The sequence below is a fragment of the Paenibacillus validus NBRC 15382 genome (assembly GCF_004000985.1).
GTDB classification, from domain to species: domain Bacteria; phylum Bacillota; class Bacilli; order Paenibacillales; family NBRC-103111; genus Paenibacillus_G; species Paenibacillus_G validus.
Genome location: NZ_BIMH01000007.1, coordinates 110,273 through 137,236 on the forward strand (window position 1 = coordinate 110,273; position 26,964 = coordinate 137,236).

Here is a 26,964-nt window from a genome sequence, read left to right on the forward strand (position 1 = left end):
TCATCTACCTCCTCCGGTTGCATAATGCATAATTTTCTCTTGCGTAGCCTCCCGATAGTCGAGCTCGCCTTCGATTCTGCCTTCACACATAACCAGGATCCGGTCGCTAATGCCGAGCACCTCTTCAAGGTCCGATGAAATCATAATGACGGTAACGCCCGCCTCTACAAGCTCGTTCATGATTTTATAAATTTCAAACTTCGCCCCAACGTCGATGCCGCGCGTGGGCTCATCGAGAATCAAAATTTTAGGCTCGGTCATCAGCCATTTGCCGATGACGACTTTTTGCTGGTTGCCCCCGCTGAGATTTTTAACCTGTGTCTCGACGCTGGATGTCTTAACGTTTAAAGCGGAGACGTATTTTTGGGAATACTGAATTTCATCATCGGGATGAAGGACGAATGCCGAAATTTTATTCAAGCTGGCTAAGGTGATATTCTCAGCTATGCTCATGTCGAGCACAAGACCGTATTTTTTCCGATCCTCGGAAACAAGCGCGATGCCGTATTCGGTCGCTTCGACGGGACTCTCGATCCTCGCTTTAACCCCATCAATCCATACCTCCCCTTCCTTCTTCCCGGGGAATGCGCCGAAAATGCCGGATACCAGCTCTGTTCTTCCCGAGCCCATCAAGCCGGATATGCCGAGAATTTCGCCCTTGTAAGCTTGAAGATTGACACGGTCGACAAGCTTCCGCCCGGGGTTCTGCTCGTCGTATACCGAGAAGTTTTTCACTTCAAGGGAAAGCTCTTTCCTCGTATGAGGCTCGCGGGGAAACATTTTATCGAGCTTTCTGCCGACCATCATATAGATTAACGATTCACGGTCAAGCTCATGAATGTCTTTCGTTCCGACATAGGTCCCATCCCGAAGAATGGAAACAGAATCGCAAATTTCAAAAATTTCGTTGAATTTATGGGAGATATAGATGCAGGTTACGCCATTTTCCTTAAGCTTCCTTATGATGTTCATCAGAATCTCGACCTCGTGCTCCGTCAATGCCGAGGTCGGCTCGTCAAGGATTAAAATTTTTGCTTTTTTCGACAGCGCCTTGGCAATTTCGACCAACTGCTGCTGTCCGACACCCAGGTTCTTCACCTTTTCATTAGGATTGATCTTTAAATCCAGCTCTTTCAACAACGCCGTCGTATTCCGGTAAAGCTCATCCCACTGAATGACGCCCATCTTTGTCGGTTCGTTGCCGAGAAAAATGTTTTCTTGCACGGAAAGCTCCTGGACGAGAGCCAGCTCCTGATGGATACATACGATGCCTGCCCGCTCGGAATCGGCCGTATGCTGAAAATGCTGCACTTCCTTGCGGATTACAATTTCCCCATCGTAAGTGCCGTATGGGTATACGCCGCTAAGAATCTTAATAATCGTCGATTTTCCAGCGCCGTTCTCTCCGCAAAGACCGTGAACCTCGCCCTCTTTAATTTGTATGTTCACTTGATTGAGCGCCTTGACGCCAGGAAACTCTTTGGTTATGCGATTCATCTCCAACATATATTCGCTCAAAGTATCACCTTCTTGACCATTCGGAGTTTAAGTTTCCAAGGATAGATCAGGAAAGAAAGGAAGCGGCGGTGCCCCGCTCCCTTTCCCACCCTCCAGCTTTTACGAAAGCGGCATAATGCTCTATTGGGCTTTAGGCCATTGATCCTTCGGCATATTTTTATAGATGTCTTCCATTTTTTGATAGCCGTCTTTAATTACCGTGTCTACCACATTCTCCTTGGTTACAAGCTGCACGTCCATGAGCAGACTTGTCACTTTTTTAGTACCGTTATCCACCGTTCCGACGTGACCGTTTTTGAAATTTCCGCTGTTCAACTCTTTGATTTTCTCTTCGTCTTTTGCCGCCAAAGCGTAGACAAGATCCATCGCGGTTTGGTTCAGAACTTGAGTAGGCTTGTACACGGTGCCGGTTTGTTTGCCTTCCACAATCCGTTGAAGGGCGGCGATGTCGGCATCTTGGCCGGAAACGCCCACTTTACCCGCCAAGCCTTGCGATTCCAGCGCTTGGACTACACCGCCTGCGGTACCGTCGTTGGAGGCAATAACGGCAACGACGTCGTTCTTCGCCTTGGTCAGGCCGTTTTCTGCAATTTTCAGCGCCTCCTCCGGGTTCCAGCCTTTCGCCCATTGCTGAACGACGATCTTAATGTCGCCCTTGTCCATATAAGGTTTGAGCACGCTTTCCTGCCCTTGTTTCAATAGATGCGCGTTATTGTCTTCCGGACCGCCGAGCACCCAAATGTAATTGCCTTTCGGATACCGGTCCGCGAGCATCTTGGCTTGCAGCTCGCCTACCTTGACGTTGTCGAACGTAATATAATAATCCAGGTCTCCGTTACGGACCAAGCGGTCATAGGCCACTACCGGCACTCCGGCCTGATGCGCCTTTTCCACAATAACGCCGGACGATTCCGAGTCTTGTGCCGAGATCAGCAGGGCGTCAATCCCTTGTGTCAGCATGCCCTCAACCTGCTGTACCTGTTTCGCGGCATCTTCTTCACAAGACTGGACAATCAGCTTGAATCCCTTCTCGTCTGCATATTTTTGTGCCATTTTCACTTCACGCTGCCATCTCTCTTGCTTCATGGTGCCGACGGAGAAACCGATGACCACTTCATCATTTTTACTTTTTGCGGCGCTGGCGCCAGGTTCACTGGAGCCCGCGTTTTGCCCGGCCGGCGCACCGGTTCCCGCCTGCTGACTGCAAGCGGTCATAAAGGCGGATAGCAGCACGATCATCATCGAAACGCTCTTCAAAACATTCTTCTTCATTCCAAAACTCCCCCTTCATATTAAGAAAGCGCTTTAATTAATAGGCGCATATCTTCTTTGATGAGTGATTCCGGTTCGTCATGCTTCGAACGCAGCGGCAATTGATCGTAATAATTTTCCAGGATGATCCAGCCGTTATAACCGATCTCCTTTAATACCTCCATGCTGCGGTAAAATCCCGAATCGCCCTCTCCGAGCAGAGACGAGCTGATTTTACCGTGTTTTCCGTCTTTCACATGGATTTCATCACCTAGCAGGGGAGCCAGCTCCTTCAGCATGGCGGGGGCGTCATATCCCCGGAACAAAGCGTAATTTTGGGTATCGAAATAAAGCTTCAAGTTCGGCCGGTTGACGATTTCGGCCAACCGGAACATCATCTGCGCAGCCAGCAAATTTTCCGTAGCCACGGCAATGCCCCGCTGCTGAGCGTAATCGCAGGCGGAGATCAGCATCTCCGCGCTGCGAATGAGATCCTGCTCGCTCACGATATCGCTCACTTGAAAGCTCGGGATCATGACCGTAGGAATGTTCATCGCTTCCGCCGCCTCAATGGATCGCATGATGGCTTCCTTCACGATCCCGCTGTCGACGGAGTCGGGAGGCTGCGTCATGCTGTACGCATCCGTTACGCGAACGGCAATGGACGGAAAAGCGATGCCATATTGCTCGGCCAGCCCCAGATAAGCTTGTTGGACCGTTCTCCGCGATACAGGAAACCCTCTTTCGTAGCTTCCAATTTCGAGCTGGATGCCCTCAAACCCAAGTTCGGAGGCGGTCCTGCAAGCGTAAGGCCCGTCGATAGGCAGCGACCAATGGCAAATGCCCAGCTTATACGATCGGTTTACCATGATGGCGTTCCCTCCGTCACTTCGATTTCAGCCATGCGTGGTCGGGATCATCCTGGAACTTCCATGTGCGTACCGGGCCTGCCATCGTGTTCAAATAATACAGGTCATACCCCGGGGGCGCCGAGACCGGATGGTAGCCTCTCGGCACGAGCACCACGTCTCCGTCCTTCACAACCATCGTCTCATTCAGGGAGCCGTCGTCCGTATAAACGCGCTGGATCGCAAAACCGCCCTCCTGTTTAATCCGGTGGTAGTACGACTCTTCCAGATAGGTTTCGTCCGGCAAGTTATTTTGATCGTGTTTATGCGGCGGGTAGCTGGACCAATTCCCGTTCGGCGTGAACACCTCGACGACCAGCAAACTGTCCGCCTGCGCACTCTCGGGTAAAATATTGTTGACTTGCCTCTCCATATCGCCCGTCCCTCTCATTTCAACGGCGACATCTTCAGGCGATATCAATCTCGCTTCGTATGTTCCCTTGCCAGGGGCCGAACAAATCGCTATCTCCAACTCCGTATCTGCAGCAATTCTCACAGAGTCGCCCGGCGGCACATAGACCGAATAAGGAGCCATTTGCTCGAACACGCTCATCCGCTGGCCGATATGCTCCCAGGTTTTGTTCTGCGTAGCCACCGTCGCCTTCCCGCTTAATAGGACGACGCACAGCTCGTTCCCGCCGGTTTCCTTGTGCAAAGACTGGCCTTCGGCTAACGTATATACCTCGAATCCCACGTGACTCCAGCCTGCGCTTTCAGGTGTGACGACAAGCCGGTTCCCGTTGCTGCCCGGCTCTTTAGACGAGGGTACGATCAAATTGTTCAATGAGTTCAACGTCATTTCCCCTTTCGTTGTAAAACTTGCTCTACGGCATGGACAATGTTCTCCGGTCCGATGTTGTATTTCTTCAGCAGCGCATCGTTGGAACCGGATTCGGAATTGCGATCCTGAACGGCTACCCGCAGCATCGGAACGGGGCAATTTTCTACCAGCACTTCCGCAACAGCGCTTCCAAGGCCTCCATAGATCGTGTGCTCCTCCGTCGTTACGATGGCGCCGGTCCGCTCGGCCGCCTCCACGATGGCCGCCTGGTCGATCGGTTTCACGGAAGGCATATGAAGCACGGTAACCCGGATGCCCCGGCTTTCCAGCGTCTGGGCGGCTTCCAGCGAACGAACCGTTTGCGTACCGGTTGAGATGATCGTCGCGTCTTCACCGTCTTTGAGTTTGATCCCTTTTCCCAGCGTAAACGAATAGGAGACTTCATCGAAAATCGTCGGCAGCGGGTCCCGGGCAAGCCGGATATAAACAGGCCCGTTGTATTGGTTGGCGAACTCCATCATTTTCTTGACCTCCACCCCGTCGGCCGGAGAAAGCACTACCATGTTAGGAATGCTGCGCATAATCGCCAGATCCTCAAGACCTTGATGGGTTTTGCCGGTACATCCGGTAAGAAGCCCGCTGTAGGCACCGATCATCTTGACATCCAGCTTGGGTTGTGCGACCGTCACCATGATTTGGTCCAAAGCGCGTTTGGTAATAAAGGCGGCGAACGAGCAAACCCAAGGCTGCAGGCCCACCGTTGCGAGACCTGCCGCCACACCGACCATATTTTGCTCGGCTATCCCCATTTGGAGAAATTTGGACGGGTTGGCTTCGGCGACTTTATCCATCTTGGTCGAGGTCGCCAAATCGCCGTCCAATGCATAGACTCGCGGATCGGTTTGCGAAAGCCGGACCAGCGTATCTCCGAAGACGTCCCTCATCGCAACCGCGTTTCCCAACTGAACCGCCATCAGCGACTCCCCCCTTGTAATTGTTGCAAGGCTTTCTTCAATTCCTCGGCGTTCGGTACCTTCGCGTGCCAGACGTAGTTATTTTCCATAAAGCTGACGCCTCGGCCCTTCAACGTATGCGCAATGACGATAACCGGTTTACCTTGCACCGCTTTCGCGTCCGAGAAGGCGTCGAGCAGTTGTTCCATCGAATGGCCGTCCACCTCGCTCACATGCCAGCCGAACGCCTCCCACCGCAGTCGCGGGTCCTGGACGGGAGCCTCGCGCAAATCGCCTTCGCTGCCCTTCCAGCCATATTGCTGCAGCTTATTGTAATCCATCACGACGATCAAGTTGTCCAGCTTATACTTCGCTGCCACATCGGCCGCTTCCCATACTTGCCCTTCCTGGGCCTCGCCGTCGCCGATCACACAATACGTATAGAACGATTGGCCTTGCAGCTTGGCGCCCAGCGCCATGCCGACCGCTGCGGAAATTCCTTGGCCGAGGGAGCCGGTGGACATATCCAGGCCCGGGAGCAAATTCATGTCGGGGTGCCCTTGAAGGCGGGAATCGATTTCGTCAAAGGTCGGGAGCTCCTCGACCGGGAAGTAGCCCCTCAACGCCAGGACGGTGTATAAGGCGATGGCCGAATGCCCCTTCGACAATACGAAGCGGTCCCGGTCGCGTCCGAGGTGATCCTCGGGGTTGATATGCATCGCTTCAAAATACAGGCTGACCAAAATATCCGTAACCGAAAGCGGTCCCCCGATATGCCCTGCATTGGCATGATGGACCGTTTCCAAAATCAACTGCCTCGTCTTGGAGGCCAACCTTTCAAGCTCCTGTAAACGAAGCTGGGTTAAGGTTCCATTCATTTCGCTTCCTCCTTCAGCTGCTTGATCCACGGTTTACAGCACTCTCGCGGATTGGACTTTGTCTTGCATTTGCCGATAGGCCGCTTGGACATCTTCGCTTTCCGATACTTCCGCGACGCCCAATCTCCACCACGATTCGTAGCCGGTCGTGCACGTTCCCGGCAGCACTTTGATATCGATCAAGGTCGATACCTGCTGCTGCTTCGCGTCGGCCAGTGCGCTGTGCAATTGTTCGAGCGTGCGTACCGTGTAGCCAACCGCGCCCTGGCTTCTCGCGTGGCCGGCATAATCGATCTGCACATAGTCGCCGGTCAGCCGGCCGGTTTCCCTGGAACGGTAACGGAATTCGTTGCCGAATCCTTGGCTGCCTTGGCCCCGTTGCAAATTGTGTATACATTGGAAACCGTTATTGTCGAGCAGCAGGACATTGATTTTATAGCCTTCTTGAATAGAGGTGACCAGCTCGGAGTGAAGCATCAAATAGCTGCCGTCGCCAACAAGCGCGTACACTTCCTTGTCCGGCTCCGCCATCTTAACGCCTAACGCCCCGCTCACCTCGTAACCCATACACGAGAAACCGTATTCCATGTGGTAGGTTTTAGGCACTTTGCTTCTCCACAACCGCTGCAGGTCCCCCGGCATGCTGCCGGCTGCGCAAATGATGATGTCTTGTTCATCGATGAAACGGTTGATTTCGCCCAATACACGCGTTTGCGCTAATCCGTCGGGGTTCTCGGCGCTGTAGTAACGGTCGACCTCCTCATCCCACTGCTTCTTCAAAGTCTCGATATGACCGGCCTCATAACCGCTCCGGTACCCCGCTTGCTTCAAGGCCTCCGCCAAAACCGGAAGCGCTTCCTTCGCATCGGCAACGATCCGCTTGGCATCCATTTTATACGCATCAAACTTGCTGACGTTAATGGATAAGAAATCGACGTCCGGGTTTTGGAACGCTGTTTTGGAGGAGGTTGGGAAATCCGCCAAACGCGTTCCGATCCCAATGATCAAATCGGCTTCCTTGGCCAGCAGGTTTCCCGCGAGCGAGCCGGTTACGCCAACCGCCCCGATATTCAAGGGGTGATCCCAGGGCAAGGCGCTTTTCCCCGCTTGCGTCTCCGCCACCGGAATGTGGAACGCTTCCGCAAATGCCTTTAATGATTCGGCAGCCTGGGAATAATGAACGCCTCCCCCGGCAATGATCAGCGGCTTCTTCTTGCCTCGGATCAGCTCAACGGCCCGTGCGACGGTTTCTTTATTCGGCGCTGCGCGCTCCACATCATGAACCCGTTTCCTGAAGAACGCGGCAGGGTAATCGTAGGCTTCGGTCTGTACGTCTTGCGGGAGCGCCAACGTTACCGCTCCCGTATCAACCGGATCCGTAAGCACGCGCATCGCATTCGTAAGCGCAGTTATCAGTTGTTCGGGGCGGGTTATGCGATCCCAATACTTGCTCACCGGCTTGAAGGCGTCATTGGCCGATATGGTGTAATCGCTCGGATTTTCGATTTGCTGCAATACCGGATCCGGCTGCCGGGACGCGAAAATATCGCCAGGCAGCAGCAGGACGGGAATGCGGTTTACGGTTGCCGTCCCTGCGGCCGTCACCATGTTCAGCGCTCCGGGTCCGATCGACGACGTGCAAGCGAAAATTTCCGTCCGATTGTTTTGTTTGGCAAAAGCGATTGCCGCATTGGCCATACCCTGCTCGTTTTTACCTTGGTAGTAAGTCAGACTTCCCCGATCATTCTCGAGGGCTTCCCCTATTCCCGTCACATTCCCGTGGCCGAAAATGCCGAAGACACCCTTGACGAATTTGCGTTCCGTCCCATCGACACGGATATACTGGTTATCCAGGTACTTCAGCAAGGCCTGAGCCATCGTTAATCGTATCGTTTGCATGCTTGCAACACTCCTTGATATGGATTGGGGTTCAAGAAGACCCGGATTAAGCGTTGACGGTTTGGATCTGGACAAGCTTCCCGGATTTGAACGAATCCGTTGCGGCGATCGCGATCGCAAGTGCAGCCTTGCCGTCTTCTTCGGTACAATCCGGTTTCGTTCCGTTCATCAGACTTTCAATAAAATGAGCCATCTCCAGCAAATAAGCATCTTTAAACTTGCTTGGAAAATCAGGAATAATGTCGTATGTGCTGCCTTGGTGGTTCAAAATTTGGATGTTATGCTCGCGCAGCGAGCCGATTGTGATAACCCCTTCCGTACCGACGATTTCTCCCCGGATGTCGTAGCCGTAAGGCGCAATACGCATCGTTTCGATATCGCCAGCCGCTCCGTTGCTGAATTGAAGCGTTGTCAGAGCCTGGTCGACATCTCCGTATTCGGACAAGAAGGCGTGCATCAAGACATGACCCGTTGCTTGAACGGAGACGACATCCGCATTCATCAAATATCTGGCGATGTCATAGTCGTGAATGGAAATGTCCAAATAAATGCCTCCGCTGTGCTTGATGAACGAGGCCGGCGGCACATTGCCGTCCCGGCTTAAGCCTTTGAAGTAAATCGGCTGGCCGATGTCCCCCTTCGCGATTCTCTTCTTCGCTTCGTGATAGGCGGGGTCGAATCGTCTCATAAATCCGACCTGACAGACGACGTTGTTTTTACGAATCGCCTCAATCACTTCGTCCGCTTCCGCTAACGTTTGCGTGATCGGCTTTTCCACAAAAATTTGTTTTCCCTTTGCAGCCGCTTTTTTGATCATCTCCGCATGTGTGGAAGTAGGCGTCACAATGACCACCGCATCGATATCCGGATTGTTAAACGCGTCGTCCGGATCGATCGAATAGCTTTCAATCCCCAGCTCGCTCGCGACCTGCTCCGCCCGGCCTGCAATCGGATCGATGACGGTCAGCAGCCGTGCCCCCCTGATTTTTGTCGCCAAGTTTTCCGCATGCCAGTACCCTAAACGACCTAATCCCAATACAGCGCAACGAATTTGCTTCATGCTGTCCACCGCTTTCTTTTGATTTGTTTGGTTTGATGTTTATAGCTGCTCTTCCAAATTCACGGCTACGGTTACGGTTTCCAGCATCTCTTCGATGGCAAATGCCGGCCCCTCTTTGCCCATACCGCTTTCTTTGACTCCGCCGTAAGGCATTTGATCGGCGCGGAAGCTGCTCGTATCGTTAATCATGACTCCCCCGACCTCAAGCAAATAAGGAATCGTGTGCGCAAGAGAAACCGATTGGGTAAATACACCGGCCTGCAAGCCGTATTTGGAGTCATTGACCAGCCGGACGGCTTCTTCGATCGTCTCATAAGTGGCAATCGATACGACGGGAGCGAACACCTCCTCATCGACGACCTTCATGCCCTTGGTAGCGCCGGTAAGAACCGTCGGGTAATACACGTTGTTCTCTCTTCTGCCGCCGGTCCAAATCTTCGCGCCTTGTTCAACGGCCTCGTTCACCCACCCTTCAATGCGGATCGCTTCTTTCTCACTGATCATAGGCCCAACGATTGTGGAAGGATCCAGCGGATCGCCGACCTTGAGGCTTGCCGTGTATCTGAGAAACGCCTCCATGAAAATTTGTTCGATCTCTTTGTGCACGTAGATGCGTTGTACGGAGATACAAATTTGGCCTGCATGCGCAAAGGACATTCGAGCCAGCTTGGCCGCAGCCGTTTCCACATCGGCGTCTTGGTGGACAATCGTTGCGGAGTTCGACCCCAGCTCCAGCGTCACTCTTCGCATCCCGATCGTTCGATGGATATGCTTCCCGACTTCGGGAGACCCGGTAAAGGTATACTTATGGATCCGTTGATCCGTGAGTAATTGATCGCCCAAGGTGGAGCCGCTTCCCACCAAACAGCTTGCGAAACCTTTCGGCAAACCGGCTTTCTCCAGAAGCTCGCACAGCTTCAGAGCGGAATAAGCGGTATCCGAAGCCGGTTTAATGATGACGGGATTGCCTGCCGCCAAGGCCGGAGCGACCTTGTGGACAACCAGATTTAAGGGAAAGTTGAAAGGCGTTATCGCACAAACAAGGCCTATCGGTTTTTTGATCGTGTAAATGAGCCGCTTGCCGATGTTAAGATTGGGCGCCACTTGAGCCGGAATCATCTCGCCGGTAATTTTGATCGCTTCCTCTGCCGACAACAAGAAAATCAGCGCCGACCGGTTTACCTCAGTCCTGGCATCCACAATCGGCTTACCGCCTTCGGCGGCAATCGCCTCCGCGAATTCCTCCAGATGGTCAAGCAGCAGATGATACATCTTCATCAGAACCTGAAATCTCTGGGCGGGAGCGAAGTCGGATTGCCTGAACGCCCGCTCCGCCGCTTCCAGCGCCGCATTCTTCTCCGCTTCTCCCGCCTTGCTAATTTGTGCGAATAATTCACCTGTATATTTATTGTAAATAGGATGCAGCTCGGAAGTTTCAACCCATTCACCGCCTATGAACAGCGGCTTAATTGTTTTTTGCGCCAGCATGGCGACCCTCCTTCATTCCTTTTTAATAGCATAACACCTGGGGAAAGCCTTTAACCTAAAGCTATAAATAGTTGCCTTATTTTATCCGCTTCCCGCTGCGCTTGCGCTTCTGCTGTCCCTCGCATGAGCATTCGCCGATTTGTCCGAACGGTTCCAGTACACGGTCAAACAGGCCGCGAGCAAGCCTGTCGCCGCTGAGAACAGGAAGCCGCCGGTTAAATCGGAGCCGTCGTTAAACCATCCGGCAAGGAAAGGTCCCAGGAAAATACCGAGCGAGTAGAACGCCTGATAAAATCCCATAGCGGTTCCGCGCTTCTCCTGGCTGATCCCTCGCAGCGCCAAGCTTAACAACAATGGAAAGCTCAGTCCTTGCGCAAATCCGTTGATCCCCTGGGTCAAGCACAGCAAGCCAAGATCATGAATAAACGGGGTGGCGAGCGTAAAGACGGCGCTGCCTGCAAAACCGATCGTCAAAGTCGTCCAGCTCCCCCATCGTTTCATAAACAGTCGACCCGACAGGAAGGTGGCGATTGCATGGGGAATCATAAAAGCAACGACCAGCATGCTGATGGCCTCTTCCGTTCCGCCAATCTTGAATGCCTGCAGCGGTGTAAACCCGAATATGGTAATAAACAACGTACTGTGGCAGATCGTGGAGAGCAAGGATACTTTCAACAAGTTCGGCTCTCTCACAACGGCGGTCAATCCGTCCCAACCCACAGGTTTCTTGAAAGATTGGCTCTCCGTATCCTTAATGCCCAGAGAAAGCAGCGCGCCTAGCATAGCGAAAGCGAGTGCGACCCAAAAGGGGGCGTGCCACCCCCAACCGCTGACGAGAAATGCGCTTGCGCTCATTCCCAGAAGCTGAGCAGCCACGGTAACGAACTGTATGTTGGACATCGCTTTGGCTATGTTCCCGCTTGCAAAATAAGCCGAATACAGAACCGTAAAGACGACCCAAGTCGACGCGGATACGCCCGAGACAAGTCTGGACACTAAGATCCAGCCGAAATCCCCCATTAATAAGCCCATGCAGCTCAGCATGCTCATAACCAAACCGAGTGAAACGAACAGCTTCCTTTGGCTTAAATAATCCGACATCATGCCCAGTGGAAATCGGATAAGCAATTGGGTAATGCCGTAACTGCCCAGAATCAAGCCGATCAAGAGATGACCGGCCCCCTTCTGCTCCAGATAGGAGGATAAGATTGGCGAATACACATACTGGGAAGACCAGAACAGGAAGGTAACCGCGATAAACAGCGCATGATCTTTGACTCGGATACCATGAATTTTCTCGATGTCTACAACCTCCTTGATGGAGTTCTATGCGCATACGGCAGCCTGCGCATTCCTTCGTAGCAAGACTTTAATCGACGGTGACGAAAGCTTCCCTCTCGATCGATTCATAGCAGGCGTCAATCACTTTCATATTCTGGATGGTGTTGGCCGGCGTATAGAATGGCGTCAAGCCTTCCAGCACACATTGCGAGAAATGCTCGACTTGCAGCACATACTGATGGCCCGCGATCGTTTCATCCCTCGAGGCCCCATCGTCCGTTTCCACCGTGATCGAGGATACCCCGTCCGTTAATTGCGGTAAAAACGCCCGGTTCACCCTCACGCATCCCTTGGTGCCCACAATTTCATAATGATGCCGCTGCTTCTGATCCATTGAGGCATCGAACAAGGCCGTCATCCCGTTCTTCAACTCCATGAACCCGGCTGCCGACAGATCCACCCCGCCCGGCTTATCTTTCTTAGCCGATACAAACACCCGCTCAGGCTCGGTACCCAGCACATTCCGGATCGCGTGCACGCAGTAGCAGCCCACATCATACAAACAGCCTCCGCCCAGCTCCGGATTCGTGCGAATGTTGCTTTCCCGCCCCTCAAGGAAGAACGAAAAGCTTACCTTCATGGTCTTGAGTTCTCCGAGCTCGCCGGAAGCTATTATCTCCCGGACCCGTTGATGCTGCGGATGAAATTGGTACATGAACGCTTCCATAAAAATAACGCCGTGCCGATGACAAGCTTCGATCATATGTGCCGTCTCTTCGGCCGTTAATGCGGCAGGCTTCTCGCATAAGACGTGTTTGCCTTTCTCTGCGGCTTTGATCACCCACTCGGCGTGGAGCGAGTTCGGCAGCGGAATATAGACCGCGTCGATGTTCGGATCTTCCAGCAGCGCGTCGTACGTCTCGTACACGTTCTCAATCTGGAATCGCGCAGCGATTTCTTTCGCGCTCGGCTTTGAGCTGGCGATTGCTGTCACCTCCGCGTTGACCGCATCCCGAAAAGCCGGAAGCAATTCCTCCTGCGCGATTTTGGCCGTGCTGATAATTCCCCATCGAACCTTGTTACTCATCGTTTGACCCCTTCCGGTTTTTATGGCATTACAGGTACGTGGCCGCAGATGAACGGAAGCGCTTTCAAAAGGGATTTGTTGCATGGCTGCCGCCTCTCCCTGTCTAAGTTGCATCCTCCTTCTCTATCGACCGGAGGTTATCGGTTATGTAAGGCCTATATAAGGAAAGTGTTTAACCTGAATTCTGCTGGTTTGCGCATTTAATTCCAACTAAGCGGAGCTGCTTTACGATAAATTCCCTTAAATCCAGCCCGTATCGCCGGATATTACTCACATTCATGCGTTCTAACTATCGTCTGACCTCGCTAATTGGTCTGCATTTTAGGGAAAGCCTTTTCCTTATTCTATGGTTTTTATTTTAGCATATATGGCAATATTTATCAACCCTGAAATTCTTTGGCGCTTATTCGCACCCTGCCTATTCCCTATTCGTCATACGTCAATAAAGCACGGTGTCGCCCGCATGAATCGACGTCAACTCTTCCGTCGCTTGAACGGCGCAGGCCAGCGGCTCGGTTAGGGCCGCTTCTTCAAGCGTGACATGGTCCGGAATTTTATAAATCATATCCTCTCGGGCCATGACATATTTCGTAAAGCCGCCGTCTATACCTGAGCCTAATGATCTGCGGTCATTGCATAATATATAATTTCCCGTTGTACAGTACGCGCATATGACGCATGTAATGGCGGTGGAAGGCAGAACGGTCACCCGATCCCCCTTCCTGATATGTTTCACCTTCTCGCCTGCTTCAACAACGATCCCCGAAAATTCATGCCCGATGCTCACAGGCGGGTAACTCTTATAGGTGTCATGGTAAATATGCAGACCCGTTCCGCAAATGTTTTTACGACAGCTTTCATTTTCACCCTCCCCTGGATTCGATTTGGCAAGGTAAACCTTTACCCTCCAATGAGCTTATACTAGCATTATTTTTAGAACTGTACAACAAAATTATTAGCGCTGGACTGTTCATAAAAACAAGACGGGAGACTCCATAGAGCCCCCCGCCTTGGTCCTGCTACTTTTCAGTCCGATTGTTCGGATGTCAGCATTCCGTCATTGGCCGGTCCGTCTTCACCCGCGATTCCAAGCAATCGGGCCTTTGACAGTCGGAATAATAAAAAGTTATTTTCTCGGAATCGAATGTTGCAATCATATGCTCGCAATACTTGCACAGGATCGTTCCAAGCTCAACCCGGGAAGTTGCGTTGTCCATACATGATCCATCCTTTCTTCCATCCGCTGCACGGATTCGGAAACATGGCCGGCATAACCCGCTGCGCAACGCCTTTCGTTATAACAAGCTTTTCACGGTCTGGGCGATCCCCTGAGGGTCCATCCCGTAATATTTGTACACTTCGTTGGGCTCGCCGAGAACGGCAAACTGGTCGGGCAGGCCGATTCGCTTAAACTTGCAGGCAACGCCCGCCTCCGCAATAATCTCGGCCACAGCGCCGCCAAGGCCTCCGTTGATGCTCTGGTCCTCGACGGTCACGACGCAGCCTGTCTCCAAGGCGGCTCGGAGCACCGCATCCGTATCAAACGGCTTGATCGTGTGCATGTCGATGACTCTCGCCTTGATCCCCGATTGTTCCAGCTCTTTGGCCGCCATCAACGACCAGTATACGCTGCTGCCCGTGCCGATCAGCGTCAGATCTTTGCCTTCCTGAACGGTGATGGACTTGCCGATTTGAAATTCATAATCGTTATTCAGGTAGACGTCCGGTTCCGCGCCTCTGGCAATGCGGATAATCATGGGACCCGGATAACTCATCGATTCCCGGACCACTCTTGCGCACTGGTTGGCATCGGCGGGGCAAATAATGGTCAAATTCGGCACCGCCCTGTAGAAGGACAGGTCGGCGATCGCATTGTGGGTGGGCCCGCCGCCGGATGTGACTCCCGCGTGAGTGCCAATGAGCCTGACGGGCACATCATTGTAGGCGATATCCGCATGGATCTGGTCTGCGGCTCTCAGAGGCAGGAACGGTCCGAACACTTGCGAAAACACAATTTTGCCCGATAACGCCAATCCTGCCGATATGCCCACCTGGTTCGCTTCCGCGATCCCGACATTAAAGCAGCGGTCCGGATATTTGCTCATGAATTTGCCGACAGTCGAGGATGGAGCTACGTTATCGGAGCAAAGAAAGGCAAACTCCAACCCTTCATCGGCCATTTTCATCAACTCTGAACCATAAACCTCTCTGGCCGAAGACAAAATTTGATCAAAATTCAAACTAATTTCCACTGCCATAGCTTATCTCACCTTCCTTTTGCTTTCGATGGATTCGAGGGCTTCTTCCCACTTGGCTTTGTTCAGCGAGCCTGCATGCCACGCGACGACATTTTCCATGAAGGAAACGCCCGCGCCCTTGGTTGTCGTGGAAATAATGCAGATCGGCCTTCTCGGGGTAACGGGGTCTGCCGGAGGCAGGGACTCCAGCGCGCTGCATACCTCATACATGTCGTTGCCCTGGATTTCGATGACATCCCAGCCGAAAGCCCGCATTTTATCTCCAAGAGGATCGACGCTGACGGTATCCTTGGTCGGACCCGACATTTGCAGGTCATTCTTATCGATAATTGCTACCAGATTGCCCAGTTTAAATTGTCCGGCCGCCATGAAGGCTTCCCAGTTCGTGCCCTCCTGAAGCTCGCCGTCGCCAATAATGCAGAAGGTTCTCCAGTTGGCCTTGGACATTCTCGCGCCTAGCGCGAGGCCGGTGGCGAGGGGCATACCGTGCCCCAGCGAGCCTGTTGAGGCCTCGATGGCATCAATATATTTCCGGTTAGGGTGCATGCTGAACACCGCTGTGTCAAGCGATTCGAAATGTTCGACCATGTAGTCCATCGTGTACATTCCCATATCGGAATAGATTGTATAAAGCGCTTCGGCACAGTGGCCTTTACTCAAAATGAGCCGGTCTCTTTCTGCCCATTTCGGATTTTTCGGATCGTAGTTCATGTATTTGTAATAGAGGGCAACGGCAACGTCCACGATGGACAATTCGCCGCCCAAATGACCGGCGGTGCCGATTCTGTAAATAAAGGTACACAGATTTTTTCTGATTTCGACGGCCTTGTCTTCCAGTTTTTGAACCAGTTCCAAATCGACATTACTCATCGTTGAGATCTCCTTTGTACATCGCAGATTGATCAATCGCCAAGCTCGTTAATCTTCGTTGCATTGGATAAGCACCTTCGTATAGTTGCCGCTAACATGGGCAGCGAATGCCTCTTCCCCCTGAGCCAACGGGAAAACTTTCTGCGTAAACGGTTTCAAATCAAGCTTCGGCAGCAGCTGAACGGCCCGGGGAAACGCATACGGAGCCACGAAGATACCCGAAACCGTAAGCTCGTTCCAATAGCATTTGTCGTACAGATTGAACGGCATCTCATAGTCCTTCGGGAACATCGCGATATAGAGCACGGTGCCGCCTCTTGCCGCAATGTCGCATGCCGCGTTGGCGGCTCTGGGAGAACCGGAAGCTTCAATAACCAGATCGAAGCCTCGCCCTCCGGTAATTTTCCTGGATTCCTCCCGGACATCCTGGTTTACCGGGTCGATCACATGCTCGGCTCCAAATTCCAGGGCCAAGTCCCGCCTGTTCTGGATCGGCTCGATGAGTGTCAGGGAGGTGGCGCCAAACCTCTTGATCAGTTGAAGGGTCAGCAGACCGATGGGGCCGCCGCCTGAAATGGCCACGCGATGCCCCGCCTTCATGTTCGCCTTGTCCACAATTCTTACCGCAATCGACACAGGCTCCAGAAGGCAGGCTTCCTTCAAGCTAACATCGTCAGGAATTTTCCATACCTGGGATTCATGCCAGACGATCGATTCGGACATGCCGGGTCTGTTATACTCCATCATATGTTCGCAAAACTGCTCCTGCCCGTTCAGGCAATAATAGCAGGTGCCGCAAAATCTCAAGAAGTTGCCCGCTACCCTGTCGCCGACCTTCAGCCCTTTCTTAACGGCTTTTGGCCCGAGGGCCACGATGGTGCCGGAAACCTCATGACCGAGCCCGAACGGCGGTTCCAAATCGAATATGCCTTCCACCAGGTGCGGATCGGAACCGCAGATGGAACAATAGGCGACCTTGATTTTGACATCCTCGTCCCCCATCTCCTGCTCGGGAATTTCGATGACCTGAACGCGCCCTCTTGTTGCTTCATTGGGGTCTTTCAAGCTGCCTATTTTCACTGCCGCAATCGTTTTCACAGAGGCTGATCTCCTTTTTACAATGTAGTGGCAAACCCGCCGTCGACGTTAATGGTCCAGCCGTTGATGTAATCCGAGGCGCGGCTTGCCAGGAACACAGCCGTTCCCATCAGATCGGAAGGCACACCCCAGCGCTCACTGGGAATACGGTTTGTAATTTTGTCATAGTATGCTTTATCCTCGTGCAATTCCTTATTGACGTCGGTAGCCAAAAAGCCGGGGGCGATCGCGTTCGTTTGAATATTGTACGGGCCTGCTTCATTGGCAAACACTTTCGTCAACCCTACAATGGCATGCTTGCTGGTCGTATAGGGCGGGCATTTTTTGTCGGCGGTAAAAGCGAGCGCCGAAGCAATATTGATAATCTTGCCCGATTTCTGCTTGACCATCTCCTTCACCACCCGATGGCTCAAGTAATAGACGGCATTCAAATTAATATCCATAATTTTTTGCCACGCCGCATCCGGATAGTCCAGAAACTCGCCGAACATGCTGGCGCCGGCATTGTTGACGAGAATGTCAATTTTCCCATACTGCTCCATGCAGGAATGGACTACACGCTCGATGTAAGATTTGTCGGTCAAATCCCCTTGCAGAAACGCGACCTTCCGGCCGGTTTCTTCGATAAGCCGCTTGACCTCGGATACGTCATCCGTAAAATGAGGGATGAACAGATCCGCGCCTGCTTTGGCAAAGGCGACCGCGTACGCCATGCCAAGGTTCTGGTTGGCGCCGGTTACCATGGCGACCTTGCCTTTCAACGAAAATGCATCCAATGAAAAATCTGCGAGTCCCTGTGACATGCTGGCACCTCTCTTTATATGAAATGAATTTATATATTGATTTTACTGATTCGTCCGGCGGATTGGGTGTGCTTTTTTTAGAAATACGTGTGCATTTTCATGTTTATGACGGGGGCCGCCAGCCCTCATCTGCACGAAACGATTCGGTTTGACAACGTTCTCATCCTAAAATTATAATGACTATATCCAGAATTTAACTACAATACGGAGGTAGGTTATGGCTTCAAAAGTCATCCTGTATGCGGAAGATCATCTAAAGAGCATGTTCCGTGATTGCAGCACTGCAAACGCAAGCGGGTTTACCATCTCGTATAGGGCCGATTCTTATGATGCTTGTGCTGAAAAAGCGGTGGAACTCGCTGCCGATGTGATCATTTTTCAAGTCACCCATCCCGTCTATAAAATCCAAAATTTTTTCCATGACTTAGCGGTATTCAATATCTCCCCTATTCTGCTCATTTTTAATGTCATATCGGAAAATGAAATCGCTTACTCCGTTACGACCCATAAAGACATTCATTATATGAATCAAATCAAACAGTTTTTCACCCATGCTTTAAGCCCGGCTTATCATTGTCGATTTAATTATATCGGGGAAGAAGAAGACTCCAACCTGATCATGGATTCGAGGATTAAGAGGCTTGAAAAGACCGAATATTTGAACGATATATTGCGGGGAGTCACGAACAGCGAGTTTTTGTATTATAAGAAAAAGGCCGGTCTGAACCTGAATAATTCCGGGTATTATTTATATCTATGGAATTTGATGGAAATCGAATATGCGGATCACGATTTGAACAAAAATATTTACTACTTCGTCGGAGAGGAATTTGTAAACGAATGTCAGGAGGTGCTCGACGAATATGGAGGCGGCGAAGCTTTCTATATTAATCCGACCCGATTGTGCATCATGATCAATGACTATGATTCCGTTAGCCAGGCCGGCAAGCAGTATAAGCTTCTTGATATTATCTCGAAGCTGAACAATGTAACCAATTGCAAAACAGCGTTCCGATATATGAGCGGTTATATCAAAAATATAGAGGATATCCGGAGCGCTTACGAATCGTTTGACCGGTTGAAAATTTACAATTTTTTCTGCAGGGACGTTAAATTAATTACCCAGGAGTACGTGAATTCCTTGCGTAAAGAAATCAACTATCACTATATTGATGACATGCTCCGTGAAATCAGGGAGCTGATCAATTACGATCTGTTCAACCCTAAATTGAGCGAGCTGATCAAGAAACTGTTCCTGACTATTATTAAGCCAAGTCTCAACTACAATCTTTACTACTATTGCCACACATCCCTGTTATCCACGTTAAGCGATAAGTACGGCGATTTATACAATAAAAAAATAACCGACAGCAATGCCCCCAGCCAACTCTACTATTCTTCTATTGAACAAAAATGCTCCGAATTTATCGAATCCCTTCATTTGCTTAAAGCGGAGCTATCCATCAAAAATACGGTTAAAAACTCCATCGTATTTCAGGCCATCGAATTTATACATCAGCACTACAGGGAAGATATCACGGTCCATTTCATTGCATCCAACTTAAATATAAGCAATTCCTATCTAAGTCAAATTTTCAAGAAGGAGCTGGGCATCAGCATCATCAAATACATCATCACTTATCGCATACAAAAAGCCAAGGAGCTGATTGCCTCAAGCGACGAGCTGGTTTGCCATGTAGCCGCCAGAGTCGGTTTTTTTGAAGTCAAGCATTTTTCCAAAACGTTCAAAAAAGTGACCGGCTTATCCCCTATGCAGTACAAAAAACAGAATATGAAGGCCGGATATATTTAAGGATACGGCGAAAATGCCCTAGCTCACCGATAAGTTACGGAGTTAGGGCATTTCATTTCACTTATACAGCATGGGCAACCCGGGCCTTGCGAACATAGTAATCCCAGCCAATCACGACCACCAAAAGAATACCTTTGAGAAGGGCTTGATAGAACGATTGCACATTGAGCAAAGCCAGAGAGTTATCCAGAATGCCTAGTATAAACAGCCCCATTACGGCCCGAGTGGCGCTTCCCTCTCCTCCGGCCAGGCTCGTTCCGCCAATCACGACACTGGAAATGACCGTTAAGGCAGCGGCTCCGCCCACAAACGGCGAGGCCGAATTCAACATGCCGGTGAGCAGAATGCCGCCCATGGAAGCAGAGACACCGGAAATAACGAAAACGCTAATCTTATAAAACGGAACAGCAATTCCCGTTAGCTCCGCCACTTTGACATCTCCGCCCACGGCATATACATTACGTCCGTACTTGGTTTTGCGAAGTACGTATTCCGAAATCACATAGAATATGACAAAGATCCAAATGAGGTTGGGAATCCAAAGCGTTGTCTCGTTGCCAAGCCAGTTTAAAATCGGATCCTGCGTCATAATCGGTTTTCCACTCGATATTTTGAGAGCCAGACCGTTGTAAAAAAACATGGCGCATAACGTGACGATAAAGGAGTTCAGGCGCATCACGCTGACTAACAGACCCGAGAGCAAGCCGATCAAGGCGCCAGCCAGCAGCGTGATCAAAATAGCGGCCATCATGCCTGTATAGGATGACATTTTCACCAGAAATATGCCTGAAAACGCCATCACTGCACCTATCGACAGGTCGAATTCCTTGATCAAAATGACAAACGTCATCGCAAACGCCATAATTCCGTAAATACTGATCTGCATAATTAAATTATTGATGTTCTGGAACGTTAGAAAATAAGGCGCACAGAAGGAGGCGATAACAAACATCCCGATTAAGATAAGCAATACTTTTTGTTCGTACACGTTTCTTAAGACGCTCATTTCTTTTACCTCCTGCGAATACCCCTGGTTTCTTTACGTTTATCCAAAATGAGAGCCGCAATAATGATGAGCCCCTTCGCCATCATCTGGTCAAAATTGCTTAACCCGACGAGAACAAAAAGATTGCTGAGTACCCCGATTAACAGTACGCCTATCATCGTGCGAATGATGTTTCCTTCGCCGCCGGCCAAGCTCGTTCCGCCTATCGCAACTGCCGCAATAACATCTAATTCGAAGCCGACTCCGGCTACGGGAGATGCGCTGACTGTTTGCGAGCTTCGAATAAAACCACCGATCGCGACTAACACGGCCGCTACAATGTATGTAATCGTCCGAATCCGATGAATAGGAATACCGGACAAACGGGCGGCTTCCGGATTGGCTCCCGTTAAATAGATAGACCGGCCTAAGGAAGTGTTTTGTAAAATCACATGCAGGATGACCGCGCAAACGATCATCAGGATGACAGGGGAAGGGAGACCTAACACTTGCCCGTAGCCAAACCATTTAAACAGCGGATCTTCTTGCAGCATAAGCGTAAATCCTTTGGTATACATAAGAGCCAGGGCGGATAATATCGTTCCCGTACCAAAGGTAATCATAATCGAAGCTCCAAAGTCGCCTTTAATGAGACGAAGGATCGAACCATTCATGATCCCAATGATAACGGCTATGCCTATAACCGTGATAACGGACCCTACCGTACCCAGGACGGGAAGAAGCCCCACCGCAAGCACGCAGCTAAGCGATAAGATGCCGGCGATCGATAAGTCAAAAAAACCGGCAATTACAACAAACGTCATCCCGAGCGCGCCCAATCCCAGAACAGAGATTTGAGTCAGTACGTTGATGATGTTCCCTTTCGACCAAAACACAGGGGATAACAACGAGCCGATGACGAGTAACAGACACAGGGCCAGGACCGGGCCGAAATCGGCTAATCCCATTCGTTGTTTAATCCGACTGACAGAGGTCTGATTTTGCGCAGCTGTAACCGTATCCACTGTATCCATCCTTTCTCTAAATAAGCGCATGCTTCAAGATGCTCTCGGCACTCGCTTCGGACTGAAACATTTCCCCCTTAATTCTTCCTTCATGAAGAACGACCAGGCGATCGCTTAAGGCAATCAGCTCTTCCCAATCCGATGAAATGAGCACAACCGCCTTCCCCCTCCGGGTGAGTTCCCGGATAACCAGGTAGATTTCTCTCCGCGCCCCGACATCCACGCCACGGGTAGGTTCGTCCAGAATGAGAATATCCGCATCGGAAAATAAATATTTGGCCACGACAACCTTCTGTTGATTGCCGCCGCTAAGATTCAGCGCAATTTGTTCGATCGAGGGCGTCTTGATGTTAAGCTGCGTGACGAGATTCTCGGAAGCTTGGCGTTCCGCCTTTGACTTGATAAATCCCCACTTGACGATTTTACGTATCGCCGCCATCGTGAAATTTAACCGGAGCGGGAATTTTGTAATTAACCCATGGTCCTTCCGATCTTCCGGAACCAGGGCGATCCCGAGTGCAATGGCTTTGCGCGGATTCTGGATATCGACCCGGGTCCCTTTATACCTGATTTCACCTTGATCATAGCGGTCTGCGCCAAAAATACAACGGGCAATCTCCGTTCTTCCCGAGCCGACTAACCCGGCCAACCCTACGATTTCTCCGCGTTTTACATCGAAGGAAATATCGTGCAGCTTATTTTTTAAACTTAACCCTTTGACCGATAAAATCTCTTCGCCAAGCTCGATAAACTCGCGCGCGGGATATTCTTCATTCAGATCGCGGCCCACGATTCCGCGTATGATTTGATCTTTGTCCGTATCGGCGACAAGCCTCGTCTCTACGACCTGGCCATCGCGCATAATCGTTATTCGGTTACAGATCGTAAAAATTTCTTCCAGCCGATGGGAGATGTAAATAACGGTCACTCCTTTGGCCGTTAAGGAGCTGATCGTATCGAACAGCTGGGACAATTCGGGCCCGCTCAATACAGCCGACGGTTCATCCATGATAATGAGGTCGGCTTCAAACGACAGCGCTTTCGCAATTTCGACCAGCTGCATTTGCGCCACGCTCAGGTTTCTCACGATCGTATTCGGACTCAGATTAGTACCGATCTGCTTCAACAGGGCGGCCGCTTGTTGATTGACCTGCTTCCAGTCAATGTTATGGGACTTGCCGAATAACCGCCCCAAGAAGATGTTTTCGGCGATGGACAAGGCCGGAACAAGGCTAAGCTCCTGATGAATAATGGCGATTCCCTTCTGCTGAGCAGCCAGCGGAGAGCTAAAGCTTACCCGTTCTCCTTGAAAAAGGATCTCTCCCTCATCCGGCTGGATGACGCCCGACAATACCTTCATTAACGTGGACTTCCCGGCCCCGTTAGCGCCCAGCAAACCGTGAACCTCTCCTTTTTTGACAATTAAATTGATGTCCTGAAGAGCATTCACGCCTGGAAACGATTTGCTTATCCCTTTCATCTCTAATACATCCATGGATGAACACCTGCAATCCATTCATATTTTAATCAACCGGCTCTTTCAGGCATGTAGCCCTGACGGGTGCCCGTCAATAGGTCGGGGTGTAACCGGCTAAGTTTGCTCTCGTAAGCTTCCCTGTCGGAACATAAATCGCTTTTTCTACCGGTTTTTTCTCTATGGCAGCCAAAGCCACTTCGATCTCTTTCTGAGCGGTCCAGACTAAATCTTCCGTAACCGTTCCATACATGTCTCCTTGCTCGAGAGCTTTGACCGCTTCTTTCGTTCCACCGAACCCGATCACTTTGACTTGGTCCGTCTTTCCCGCCTGCTTAATCGCCTGAATAGCCCCCATCGCCATGTCGTCATTATGGACGAACACACCGTTCAAATCCGGATACTTGGATAAGAAGTCCTGCATAATGGATAAAGCTTTGGCACGGTCCCACTGCGAGGTTTGAATATTCAGCACGTTGATGTTCTTGCCTTGCAAGCCCTCTTTAAATCCGGCCGTACGATCCTGTACCGTAATCCCCGGCGCACCTTCAATGATCACGACATTACCGCCGGCGCTCCCCAGGGCCTCGGCCATTAACTCGCCTGCGAGCTTACCGGCGGCGATGTTGTCCGGACCTACAAACGACGTAATATAGGGATCTGCCTGCTTCGATACCGGCAGCGTCCCGATGATTACGGGGATTCCCGCATCATGAAATTGCTTTAAGCTGGGAACGATTCCCTCGGGATCTATGACGTTCACAAGAACGGCGCCAACACGCTGCGACAGCAAATTTTTAGCTTGCGTAGCCTGCGTGAAGGGATCGAATTGGGCATCCATATTGACAATCTCGGCCCCTGCTGTCTTGGCGTCTTGTTCCGCTTTGTTAATAATGACCTGTACCGGCGGGATGGATGTCGTGGACCACAAGGCGCCGATCTTTTTATTGCCCGCCTGACTATTGCCGGATGAATTTGCCTGGTTTGCCGTATTTGCCGGGTTTGATGTACCGCATCCTGTAAGGAGCAACGCAACGAGTAATACACTTGCAACGACACTAGTTATTTTTTTCATCTTTCTCCTCCAAATTATATAAGTAATAGAATCAGATAATAATACGCTTACATTTTTAAGTTTTCTAACCGCCCCGGATCATTTCCCCCCATTGGTTTATTGTTTTTACTACTTGTATTTTACTTAGATTGATTCGGGAATTGGTGTGTTTTTTTTATCAATACGTGTGCTTTTCCATTATTATTGGGCGCAGAGGCCCGGGGTAATGATCACAGATTGCCGCAACGCAAAAAGACCTACAGCATACAGCCTGTAAGTCTTGGCGCTCGCCTATATACATAGGATGCGAAGGTCCATTTCACAAAACGGATTCCGCTAAGATTTCCGCGATATCCTTCGCCTTTACTTGCTCCTCGATGCCCTTCACCTTCGCCCCGTCGCTCATCATCGTCAGACAGTAGGGGCAGGCGCTGCTGACCGTTGTCGGGTTAACGGACATCGCCTGTTCGATTCTCGCCACGTTAATGCGTTTGCCGGCCGTCTCTTCCATCCACATCAAACCGCCGCCCGCTCCGCAGCACATCCCGTTCTCGCGGGTTCGCTCCATTTCCACCAATTCCACGCCGGGGATCGCTCTTAAGATGTCCCTCGGTTGATCGTACACCTGGTTGTACCGTCCCAAGTAACAGGAATCGTGGTAAGTAATCCGCTCCCTGACTTCGCGTTTGGGAATTAACTTTCCTTCTTTGATCAATGCATCCAGCAATTCCGTATGATGATACACTTCCGCTTCGAGCCCAAACTCCGGGTATTCGTTTTTCAACGTGTTATACGTATGCGGACAAGCCGTCACAATCTTTTTTACGTTATATTTCTTGAACGTTTCCATATTTTCCTTGCAGAGCTCCTGAAACAAAAACTCATTGCCCAGCCGGCGTGGCGTATCGCCGGAATTTTTCTCCTCTTCGCCGAGCACGGCATAATTGACCTGCGCTTTGTTGAGCAGCTGGACGAACGAACGGGTCACCTTATTGCTTCTGGCGTCATAAGAGCCCATCGAGCCGATAAAATAAACAATTTCAAAGTCGGGATTTTCTTGGACCGTGGGGACGTGCAAATCCACGAAATCGTGCTTCCATTTAAAACGGTCCTTTTGGCTGAACCCCCACGGGTTGCTTTGTCTTTCAATATTTTGGAGCGCACGCTGCCCGCCCGAAGGGATGCTGCCCTGCATAAGGACAAGCTGCCGCCGCAGATCGATAATTTTGTCGACATGTTCATTCCCGACCGGACATTGATCCTCGCAATTCCGGCATGTGGTGCATTCCCATATTTCTTGCTCGCTCATGACGTCGCCGATCAAGTTGACGTCTTCGATAGATTGATCCGAAACCGACCAGCCCGCTTGCTGCAAATGCATCGTAGGCGCAATATCGGTTCCGTCGCGCTCCGGGAAAGAGCCGTGCGGACTCCCGTTGCGGAACGTATGCACGCCTTCGTAGCCCATTACAAAGCTTGGCACCCAAGGGGATTGCGACGTTAAGCGTTGGCCCTTCTCCGTTAAGTGATCGCGCATCTTGGAAATCATATGCATCGGAGAAAGAGATTTTCCGGTGTTCGACGCGGGACAAACGTTGGTGCATCGGCCGCATTCGACGCACGCATAAAAATCCAGCATTTGCTTTTGGCTAAAATCTTCAATTTTCGCTACCCCGAACGATTCGGCGTTCTCATCTTCCAGATCGATGCTTTTCAGCTTTCCGACCGGTTCGCTTCGCTTGAACCATATGTTGATCGGCGCCGCAATAATATGAAAATGCTTCGATTGCGGGACGTAGATTGCAAAGGAAAGGAGGATCAGCAGATGCATCCACCAACAGGCAAGAAACAAAACATGGTTCGCCGTTGCTGACATACCGTGAAACGGAATGGCCATCAGAGAAGACAGGGGAGCGTCCCAGGAAAATTCAACATGCCGCAGCATAGCGCGCTCCAAAGCTAGAGACAACATAACGGAAAGCATCAGAAAGAAAATGAAAAAGATGACGATACTCGGCTTCCAGCCCCGCTTAAGCCGTTTGATTCGCTCGACATACCTTCGGTATCCGGCATAGCCCGTGGCGAGCAGGATAAGAACGACCGTCGTTTCCTGCAGCAGCGAAAAAACGGAATACCCCGGAATGGGCAAAGGCTTTCCGGCTATGCCTTTATAAATCAAGTCGATGGCGCCCAATTGCACAATCAAGAAGCCATAGAAGATGATGACATGCATCCATCCGCTTTTCCGGTCTTTGAGCAGCTTCGTTTGACCGAAAATTTCAGCGGCAAACGCCTTCAACCGCTCTTTAATCGTATAGGGGACGGATGCAGGCTGGCCTAATCGTATATAACTGTAGCGGGCATAGATGACTTTGGCAGCGAAATAAAGCCCGGTTCCCGTTACTATCAAAAACAATAAAAGTTGGACCCCAGCCCACATCGCAATCTCTCCCCGTATGTAATCTATATAATCGATCACT

Annotated in this window: 23 protein-coding genes; 1 reads left to right on the top strand and 22 read right to left on the bottom strand. The window is 50.9% G+C overall.

Translation table 11 applies throughout. From position 1 onward, the window contains the following. The 17 genes from PVA01S_RS07570 to PVA01S_RS07650 form a co-directional block, all read right to left on the bottom strand. A complete protein-coding gene (locus tag PVA01S_RS07570; protein WP_280531811.1) occupies window positions 1-1,506 on the bottom strand; it encodes a xylose ABC transporter ATP-binding protein in 1,506 nt (501 codons plus the stop codon). 132 nt (window positions 1,507-1,638) lie between these two features. Then, window positions 1,639-2,790 (bottom strand): sugar ABC transporter substrate-binding protein, encoded by a 1,152-nt coding sequence (locus PVA01S_RS07575; RefSeq protein WP_127606500.1) that lies wholly within the window; start codon window positions 2,788-2,790, stop codon window positions 1,639-1,641. A 20-nt stretch (window positions 2,791-2,810) separates the two neighbouring features. Then, complete coding sequence (locus PVA01S_RS07580) at window positions 2,811-3,638, bottom strand: sugar phosphate isomerase/epimerase family protein (RefSeq protein WP_127606502.1); 828 nt, start codon at window positions 3,636-3,638, stop codon at window positions 2,811-2,813. 16 nt (window positions 3,639-3,654) lie between these two features. After that, window positions 3,655-4,461 carry a 5-deoxy-glucuronate isomerase gene (gene iolB / locus PVA01S_RS07585; protein ID WP_054795416.1) on the bottom strand — a complete coding sequence of 269 codons (807 nt, stop codon included), beginning with the start codon at window positions 4,459-4,461 and terminating at the stop codon, window positions 3,655-3,657. Window positions 4,462-4,472: 11 nt separating this feature from the next. Continuing rightward, on the bottom strand, window positions 4,473-5,432 hold the full coding sequence (locus tag PVA01S_RS07590; RefSeq protein WP_127606504.1) for a transketolase family protein: 960 nt from the start codon (window positions 5,430-5,432) through the stop codon (window positions 4,473-4,475). Continuing rightward, on the bottom strand, window positions 5,432-6,289 hold the full coding sequence (locus PVA01S_RS07595; RefSeq protein ID WP_127606506.1) for a transketolase: 858 nt from the start codon (window positions 6,287-6,289) through the stop codon (window positions 5,432-5,434). The genes PVA01S_RS07590 and PVA01S_RS07595 overlap by 1 nt, the downstream gene beginning before the upstream one ends. A 33-nt stretch (window positions 6,290-6,322) precedes the next feature. Next, window positions 6,323-8,188 carry a 3D-(3,5/4)-trihydroxycyclohexane-1,2-dione acylhydrolase (decyclizing) gene (iolD, locus tag PVA01S_RS07600; protein ID WP_127606508.1) on the bottom strand — a complete coding sequence of 622 codons (1,866 nt, stop codon included), beginning with the start codon at window positions 8,186-8,188 and terminating at the stop codon, window positions 6,323-6,325. Between the two features lie 46 nt (window positions 8,189-8,234). After that, entirely contained in the window at window positions 8,235-9,248 is a 1,014-nt protein-coding gene (gene iolG, locus PVA01S_RS07605; protein ID WP_127606509.1) for an inositol 2-dehydrogenase, read from the bottom strand. Between the two features lie 39 nt (window positions 9,249-9,287). Then, window positions 9,288-10,736: an aldehyde dehydrogenase family protein gene (locus PVA01S_RS07610; RefSeq protein WP_127606511.1), complete on the bottom strand. Its 1,449-nt coding sequence runs from the start codon at window positions 10,734-10,736 to the stop codon at window positions 9,288-9,290. 81 nt (window positions 10,737-10,817) lie between these two features. Further along, entirely contained in the window at window positions 10,818-12,056 is a 1,239-nt protein-coding gene (locus tag PVA01S_RS07615) for an MFS transporter (protein WP_307720670.1), read from the bottom strand. A 49-nt stretch (window positions 12,057-12,105) separates the two neighbouring features. Further along, window positions 12,106-13,104, bottom strand: a complete 999-nt coding sequence (locus tag PVA01S_RS07620; protein ID WP_127606515.1) for a Gfo/Idh/MocA family protein — start codon at window positions 13,102-13,104, stop codon at window positions 12,106-12,108. 439 nt (window positions 13,105-13,543) lie between these two features. Next, window positions 13,544-13,945, bottom strand: a complete 402-nt coding sequence (locus tag PVA01S_RS07625) for an alcohol dehydrogenase catalytic domain-containing protein (RefSeq protein ID WP_127606517.1) — start codon at window positions 13,943-13,945, stop codon at window positions 13,544-13,546. Window positions 13,946-14,150: 205 nt separating this feature from the next. Continuing rightward, on the bottom strand, window positions 14,151-14,321 hold the full coding sequence (locus PVA01S_RS27480; RefSeq protein ID WP_127606519.1) for a GapA-binding peptide SR1P: 171 nt from the start codon (window positions 14,319-14,321) through the stop codon (window positions 14,151-14,153). 78 nt (window positions 14,322-14,399) lie between these two features. Further along, window positions 14,400-15,362, bottom strand: coding sequence for a transketolase family protein (locus tag PVA01S_RS07635; RefSeq protein ID WP_127606521.1), 963 nt, complete (start codon window positions 15,360-15,362; stop codon window positions 14,400-14,402). 3 nt (window positions 15,363-15,365) lie between these two features. Continuing rightward, window positions 15,366-16,232, bottom strand: a complete 867-nt coding sequence (locus PVA01S_RS07640; protein WP_127606523.1) for a transketolase — start codon at window positions 16,230-16,232, stop codon at window positions 15,366-15,368. A gap of 48 nt (window positions 16,233-16,280) precedes the next feature. Beyond that, window positions 16,281-17,330 (bottom strand): zinc-dependent alcohol dehydrogenase, encoded by a 1,050-nt coding sequence (locus PVA01S_RS07645; RefSeq protein ID WP_054795385.1) that lies wholly within the window; start codon window positions 17,328-17,330, stop codon window positions 16,281-16,283. Between the two features lie 17 nt (window positions 17,331-17,347). Beyond that, window positions 17,348-18,133, bottom strand: coding sequence for an SDR family oxidoreductase (locus tag PVA01S_RS07650; RefSeq protein WP_127606525.1), 786 nt, complete (start codon window positions 18,131-18,133; stop codon window positions 17,348-17,350). Window positions 18,134-18,350: 217 nt separating this feature from the next. On the opposite strand from PVA01S_RS07650, the gene PVA01S_RS07655 reads away from it, so the two are divergent. Next, the gene (locus PVA01S_RS07655) at window positions 18,351-19,946 is read left to right on the top strand and encodes a helix-turn-helix domain-containing protein (protein ID WP_127606527.1); all 1,596 of its coding nucleotides are present in this window, start codon (window positions 18,351-18,353) and stop codon (window positions 19,944-19,946) included. A gap of 61 nt (window positions 19,947-20,007) precedes the next feature. Here PVA01S_RS07655 and PVA01S_RS07660 read toward each other — a convergent pair whose 3' ends face one another. From PVA01S_RS07660 to PVA01S_RS07680, 5 genes are all read right to left on the bottom strand, one after another. Then, window positions 20,008-20,952 carry an ABC transporter permease gene (locus tag PVA01S_RS07660; protein ID WP_127606529.1) on the bottom strand — a complete coding sequence of 315 codons (945 nt, stop codon included), beginning with the start codon at window positions 20,950-20,952 and terminating at the stop codon, window positions 20,008-20,010. A gap of 5 nt (window positions 20,953-20,957) precedes the next feature. Continuing rightward, on the bottom strand, window positions 20,958-21,956 hold the full coding sequence (locus PVA01S_RS07665; RefSeq protein WP_164751768.1) for an ABC transporter permease: 999 nt from the start codon (window positions 21,954-21,956) through the stop codon (window positions 20,958-20,960). 16 nt (window positions 21,957-21,972) lie between these two features. Beyond that, complete coding sequence (locus tag PVA01S_RS07670; RefSeq protein WP_218029629.1) at window positions 21,973-23,451, bottom strand: sugar ABC transporter ATP-binding protein; 1,479 nt, start codon at window positions 23,449-23,451, stop codon at window positions 21,973-21,975. A 73-nt stretch (window positions 23,452-23,524) separates the two neighbouring features. Continuing rightward, the gene (locus PVA01S_RS07675) at window positions 23,525-24,505 is read right to left on the bottom strand and encodes a sugar ABC transporter substrate-binding protein (protein WP_127606535.1); all 981 of its coding nucleotides are present in this window, start codon (window positions 24,503-24,505) and stop codon (window positions 23,525-23,527) included. 298 nt (window positions 24,506-24,803) lie between these two features. Further along, window positions 24,804-26,924: a (Fe-S)-binding protein gene (locus PVA01S_RS07680; protein ID WP_127606537.1), complete on the bottom strand. Its 2,121-nt coding sequence runs from the start codon at window positions 26,922-26,924 to the stop codon at window positions 24,804-24,806. Between the last annotated feature and the right edge of the window lie 40 nt (window positions 26,925-26,964).